This window comes from Streptomyces sp. NPDC034049 (assembly GCF_055575575.1).
Genome location: NZ_JBVISJ010000041.1, coordinates 1 through 5,984 on the forward strand (window position 1 = coordinate 1; position 5,984 = coordinate 5,984).

Sequence of the window (5,984 nt, forward strand, 5' to 3'; positions counted from 1 at the left end):
CAACGTCCGGAAGATGTACCTGTCCAACGGCATGAAGGCGAAGCTGGCCGAACTCGGCGTCACAGACGACCGGACCGATCAGGAGATCGCGGCCGACGAGGGCAAGGAGGAGCGCGAACCGCTCGCGCTCATCCCTCGGGACACCTGGTATCACCACGTCGTGCCCGTCCGGGGGCGGCGGCTCGCGCTCCTCAAGGCGGCGGAATCCGGGGGCCTCCTCGGCGTCCAGGCGCTCATTGCCGAATGGGGCCTGGTGTGGGGCCGCGATGTCCTCGACGCTCCGGTACCCACCGAGAAGGAGTGACCCCGGCGGCCCCCCTCGGGGGCTGCCAGAACTGGCCCCCCTCGGGGGCCGGTTCCGCCCCTGCGCGACCAACGGGAGTGCGGGGCAGAGCGCCCGTAAGCGAAGCGCACGGGCATAGCTCGCTCCCAGGAATCCGGGGGTCGTCCGCGCTAGCGGACTGACACCGTCGGATTCCTGGGCGGCACCCACGTAAGGCGGTCACGGGAAGGGGCCTGCCAGAGGGCGAAGCCCGGCGGCCGGCCACTTGCCGGGGCTGCCGACCCTGACCCCGAAACGGGAGAAGCCCCGGAGCCTTCAGGCTCCGGGGCTTCGTCGTCGGACGGTCGGTTACGGCGTCAGGTGGAGGATCACCGCCACCACCAGGACGACCACGCCGAGCGTTACGACGGCTTCGATTCGGATGTACATGCTTCCCCTCTCCGGCGTTCACCCTGAACACCGGAGTTCAGGCTATACCGAGCGTGTCAGTCTGAACCATCCGGTTCGGGACGACACTCCGGCCCGCTGGCCTGGGCGCTTCGATTCGTCACGTGACGGAACTCGGGGGGCGCTGTTCCGTCACGTGACGAAACGAAGCCGCACCCGCCCCGCCCCCGCAACACACCCCCGGTCTCTGGGGGGTTCCCTCCGGTCGGGCAGCGGGCGAAGCCCTAGCGCGCCGTTCGTCGGGGTGTCCAGGCTCGCCGTAGGCGACCGCGCTTGCGCGGCTTGGCCTGGATGCCCCGGCGGGCGGTGTGCTTGCCTCTGGCGCTGTCTGAGCGGAGGGAACCCCCCAGAGACCCACCCCAGCCACCCACCCAGCCGCAGCCGACAGCGGGCCCCCTGCCCCTCTGGGAGCGGTTGCCGGGGGTTGGGGGCAGAGCCCCGTTTTCACCACCGACGGGCCGCAGCCTCGCGCGCGCACGCGTAGGGGCCCCCTCCCCGCAAGAGCCGCAACCACCGAAAACCGCAGGTCAGACGCGCGCGGGCCCGCAATCCGCGCGCAAGATCCTTGCGCCTTGGTGTGGGTCGGGTTGCAATCCGATGGGTCGTTATGCCATCCTCTTCTTGCGGGTCGGAAAGCGACCCGATGGATTGAGGAGAGATCGCGTGTGACCACCCTGGAATCCCGTCTGAACGAGACGGTCAAGCTCCTGTTGACCCGTACCGGTCGGAGTCACGCCGACCTTGCCGGGGGCCTGGGACTCACCCGCGCTCCCGTCTCGGCAAGGCTCCGGGCTCCTGAGAGTCAGTCGGTCTGGAGGGTCAACGACCTTCCGCCGCTGGCCGACTTCTTCGGCCTGACGGTCTGCGAACTGATCTCGGGCTACAGCGCGATCCCAGAGGACCGGTTGCCCCCGGCCGCTGGAAGCGCAGGACAGACCCGCATCTAACTCCACAAAGAAGGACGGCCCCCGTTGCCCCGGGAGCCGCCCACATCCACGAGCTCTTGGAAGGACTCCCGTGGACAAGACCCAAGGATGGGCGTCGGCTGCTGCCGCTGCCAAGTCGTCCGCAATCAACACGCTCGACACGCTGACCCCGTGGTTCGTCCCGTTCGCGGCCCGCTGGGACGCTGAGGCGGACCGCCGGGCCAAGCTCCGCACCCCGGAACACCTCAAGGCGCTGATGGCCGCGCAGCGCAACAACACCTCGGCCCGCTCGACGGCGGCCACGGCCAAGAGCCAGCGACAGGCGGCCCGTAAGGCGTCTAAGAACCTCCTGGGGACGGCCCGCCGGGCGGCGGCCACGGCGGACCGTGCGGCCCGCAGCAACAAGAGGACGGCTAAGGCGGCCCTCAAGGCGGCTCGTAAGGACTACCCGGCGACGCTGGGGGGTCTGGCCGTCCGGGTCCATGCCGCGCACCTGGTGCCCGCTTCCCTGGCCTCCTGGGCGCTCTCCACGCCGCAGGACTGGACCGTGTGGCCCGCGTCCCTTTCCGCCGGGCTGGTCCTCCTGAACGGGGCGGCGCTGTGGCTCGGCCGTCGTCAGCCCTCGGTCGTCCTGGACGGCGACCTGAGCGCGGAAGAGCGTCAGTTGGTCGAACGGCTCGACCCTGCGCACTGGGTCGGCCACGCGGACGACCGGGGCCTGTCCGGCACCGTGACCGCCCCGGCGGCTGTCACCCCCGCCGGGATTGAGGCGGCCGTGCGGCTCGACGGCACGTGGACGGTCGCCAAGCTCCGGGCGGCTGAGGAGAGCGTGCGGGCACTGCTCGGCATCCGTACCGAACTCCCCATGCTGATCACGGCCGGTGGCCGTGGTGGCTGGGCCGTGATGAAGTTCCGCACCCGCAGCGCGGCGGACGGCGCGGACCTGGAATGGAAGCCGGGGGCCGCGTTCGGCGTCGACACGATCACGGGTGACGACCTGGGTATCCCCCTGGGTCAGCGGATGCTGATCGCCGGACGGTCCGGCGCGGGTAAGTCCTGGTCGGCCCGGCCGCTGCTCTTCGACGCGTCGGAGGGTCCGACGAACGTCCTCGTGATCATCGACCTGAAGAAGGTTGAGGCGCGCAACTGGGAGCACCGGGCGCGGACCGCCTCCACCCCTGACGACGTGATTGCGGTCGTCGCTGAGCTGGTGGCCGAGATGCTCGAACGCCTCGACCTGGTGCCGCGCGGTGAGGACACGATCACGCCGACCGCTGAGCGTCCCCGCATCACGGTCTTCGTGGATGAGGGCGCGGAGGTCGTCACGGCCGCTAAGGCGGCGCTGGTCGGCCTGGAGTCCATCGCCCGTATGGGCCGCGCGGCCTGCATCGACCTGTGGTGGGCCACGCAGAAGCCGACCATGTCCGGCTCGTCGCCCGGCATCCCGGCGCAGATCGCCCCGCAGCTCTCCACGGTGGTCTCTCTCGCGGTCTCCACGCCGACTGAGGCGCGGACGGTCCTCGGTGAGGACGCGCAAGCCAAGGGATGGGACGCGGACGAACTCCCCGCCCCCGGTTACGCCCTGGTCCGCTCCGGACCCAAGAGCAAGCCCAACCCGATCAAGACCCGTGCCCTGTCCCCCAAGCAGGTCGTAGCGCTGCCGGAACGGCCGATCTGGTCCCGAGAGATCAGCTCGGAAGAGCTGGCCGCCGCGTCCGTCCCGGTCTCCGTGGACGACATGGACCTGACCGACAACCAGCGGGCCGTCTTCAAGGCCGTGCAGGACGGCGGCGAGACGAACGCCGCGATTGCCAAGGTGACCGGCCTCAACCCTGGCTCTGTCGCCCGAGTGATCACGCGCCTGGAAAGCCTCGACCTGGTCGTCAAGGACGGCAAGACGATCCGCCTCGGGGGTGCGGCATGAGCCACGAACTCACCCCGCTGGAAGCCGCTCAGGCGTCCGTCGTCAAGGCGGAGCAGGACACGCAGCTACTCGAAGTCGTGAAGCTCCTGGCGGCCTCTCAGGCGGCCCAGGCGGAGCGCGACACGGCCCAGGCCCAGGCCATGACTGCCGCGCTGGCTCTCGCCCAGCAGCGACCCGGCAAGGGGTCCTCTGACCGGGCCTGGCTCGTCCTGGCTGTCCTCGGCGGGGGCTGCGTCCTCGTCGGCCTCTTCCTGGCGGTCGCCGTGACCGCCCTCGCGGTGGGCGTGACCGCCCCCGTCGTCTTCAAGCTCGTCCGCGAACTCCGGAAGGACTCCAAGTGAGCCGCAACATCACCCGCCGCCACGTGGTCATCTCCGGGGCCGTGGTCGTCGCGGTCACCGCGTTCGCGGCCTCCGCTGACACCCTGGCCAGCCTCGGCCGGTCGGTCGGCTGGAACGAGTACCTGTCCTGGTCCCTGCCGGTCGCCGTGGACGTGCTCGCCATGGTCGCCCTGATCGCCTGGTTCACCCCCGGCGTTCAGAAGCTCGGCCAGTGGATGACCGGGGCATCGGTGGTCACCTCCGTGGTCCTCAACGCCCTGGGCCACCTGGTGGCGACTGGTCACCTCAACGTCGGTCCGGCAATGGTCATCGGCGTCTCTGCCGTGCCGGTCATCTCCATGGCGCTGGCCGCCCACCTGGCCGCCGAGGTGGCCGCCCCCGGTGACCACCAGGACGACCAGGAGGTGACCGCCGAGGTGACCACAGAGGTGACCGCCCCGGTGACCGCTGAGGTGACCGCCCCGGCTGCCAAGACTGACCGCCGGACGGTCACGGAGCCGGTCACCTCCGGCGGCTCCGAAGTGACCGCCCAGGTACGGCGGAAGGCCGAGAAACTGACCGCCGACCAGAACGGCAAGGTGACCATCCAGCAGCTTCAAGACCTGGGCCTGAGCCGCCGCACGGCAACCGCCCTGCGCCGCGAACTCATCGCCTCCTGACGACACGCCGACGGCCCGCCGGTCAATCCCGGCGGGCCGCACGGCAGTTGTAGGGCAAGATCGATCCCCAGACATGGCAACGGCCCAGAGCTCGCAACTCCGGGCCGTCCGCCTCCCCTCTCGACCACACCGAGACAGGAAACGTTGCTGTGACCAGCGTACGAAACGCTCCCTCCGTTCCGCCACAGCGGCCCGCCGGGCCGTCCCTCTGCTACTGCGGTGCGGAACTCGTTCAGACCCCCGGCAAGCGGGCTCGCCGCTTCTGCTCTGAGGCGTGCCGTAGCGCGTCCCGCCGGGCTCCCCAGGACTCCAAGCGGGCCGGTGGTGCGGCACCCTCCGGCACCAAAAACGGTCGCGGCTTTAGTACCTCCGTGGAGACTGCAACCCGCGCAGGTCAGAGCGGGTCTAGCGCGACCGGTAATGCCCCTCGTGACGCCCGGTTCGAGCGGCGGGAAAGCCACCAGCGCGTGAGCCTCGGGGAGACCTTCAAGGGCTGCGGCCGGAAGCTGTTCGCCGGGGCTGCCGTGGTCCAGGCGGGCGCGGACGGCGCGTCCTTCGCGGGGGTCGTCACCTGCGGCATGGTCCACATGTGCACCTGGTGCGCGTCCCGCATCCTGGCGGCCCGTGCCGACTACGCCCAGCAGGCGGCCGAAGCCTGGATCGCCAACGGCGGCGGCGTCGTCATGAGCGCCCACACCCTTCGCCACTACAAGCGGCAGAAGTACGGCACGCTGCGGAAGCGTGAGCGCGGCGGCCTGGTCGCCGTTCTCCATGACGGCTGGTCCGGCGGCTACGGCCACAACTCCGGGAAGATGTGGCAGCGGGCCAAGCAGCGTCACGGCATCGTGGGCGTGCTCCGCTCGTTCGAAGACACCTGGGGCGAAGACACCGGGTGGCACGTCCACTTCCACGCGATGTGGTTCACGAAGCGTCCGCTGTCACCCGATGAGGTGGACGACATGGCCGCGACCATGTCCGCCCGTTGGGGTCACGCGGTCGTGGCGGCCGGTGGCTACCGCCCGTCCGACTCCTGCGACCGGCCCGGCTGTTCCTGCGGCGGCCGTGGTCACGGCGTCCGGGTCGATCACGTGGACGTGACGGAGGCCGGAGCGGTCGGCCGGTACCTGTTCAAGGACGGCGACAAGGCACGGACCGAACCGATTGACGGGCTCGGCGCTGAGCTGGCGTTCGGTGTCGAGAAGACCGGCCAGCGTGCCGGACGGCTCGGCCCCTTCCAGCTCGGAGACCTGGCCGCGACCGGCGAAGCGACCGCCGTAGAGGCGTGGCAGGAACGCGAATACGGCGTCTACAACGTCCGGAAGATGTACCTGTCCAACGGCATGAAGGCGAAGCTGGCCGAACTCGGCGTCACAGACGACCGGACCGATCAGGAGATCGCGGCCG

General features: G+C 70.3%; 6 protein-coding genes. All 6 read left to right on the forward strand.

Going from position 1 to position 5,984, the window contains the following annotated elements:
- The coding region (locus tag ACZ52C_RS41800) for a hypothetical protein (RefSeq protein WP_469079764.1) at nt 1-304 on the forward strand (304 nt) is incomplete at its 5' end.
- Nucleotides 305-1,395: 1,091 nt separating this feature from the next.
- On the forward strand, nt 1,396-1,677 hold the full coding sequence (locus ACZ52C_RS41805) for a helix-turn-helix domain-containing protein (protein WP_469079765.1): 282 nt from the start codon (nt 1,396-1,398) through the stop codon (nt 1,675-1,677).
- A gap of 70 nt (nt 1,678-1,747) precedes the next feature.
- On the forward strand, nt 1,748-3,580 hold the full coding sequence (locus ACZ52C_RS41810) for a MarR family transcriptional regulator (RefSeq protein WP_469079766.1): 1,833 nt from the start codon (nt 1,748-1,750) through the stop codon (nt 3,578-3,580).
- The gene (locus ACZ52C_RS41815; RefSeq protein WP_469079767.1) at nt 3,577-3,921 is read left to right on the forward strand and encodes a hypothetical protein; all 345 of its coding nucleotides are present in this window, start codon (nt 3,577-3,579) and stop codon (nt 3,919-3,921) included. The genes ACZ52C_RS41810 and ACZ52C_RS41815 overlap by 4 nt, the downstream gene beginning before the upstream one ends.
- Entirely contained in the window at nt 3,918-4,580 is a 663-nt protein-coding gene (locus tag ACZ52C_RS41820) for a hypothetical protein (protein WP_469079768.1), read from the forward strand. Before ACZ52C_RS41815 ends, ACZ52C_RS41820 begins: the two co-directional genes overlap by 4 nt.
- A gap of 467 nt (nt 4,581-5,047) precedes the next feature.
- On the forward strand, nt 5,048-5,984 hold a 937-nt coding region (locus tag ACZ52C_RS41825; protein WP_469079769.1), incomplete at its 3' end, for a hypothetical protein.

What these genes read in the sequence shown, in the direction of transcription:
- ACZ52C_RS41815 (WP_469079767.1), top strand. Translation starts at nt 3,577, where the DNA reads ATGAGCCACGAACTCACCCCGCTGGAAGCCGCTCAGGCGTCCGTCGTC.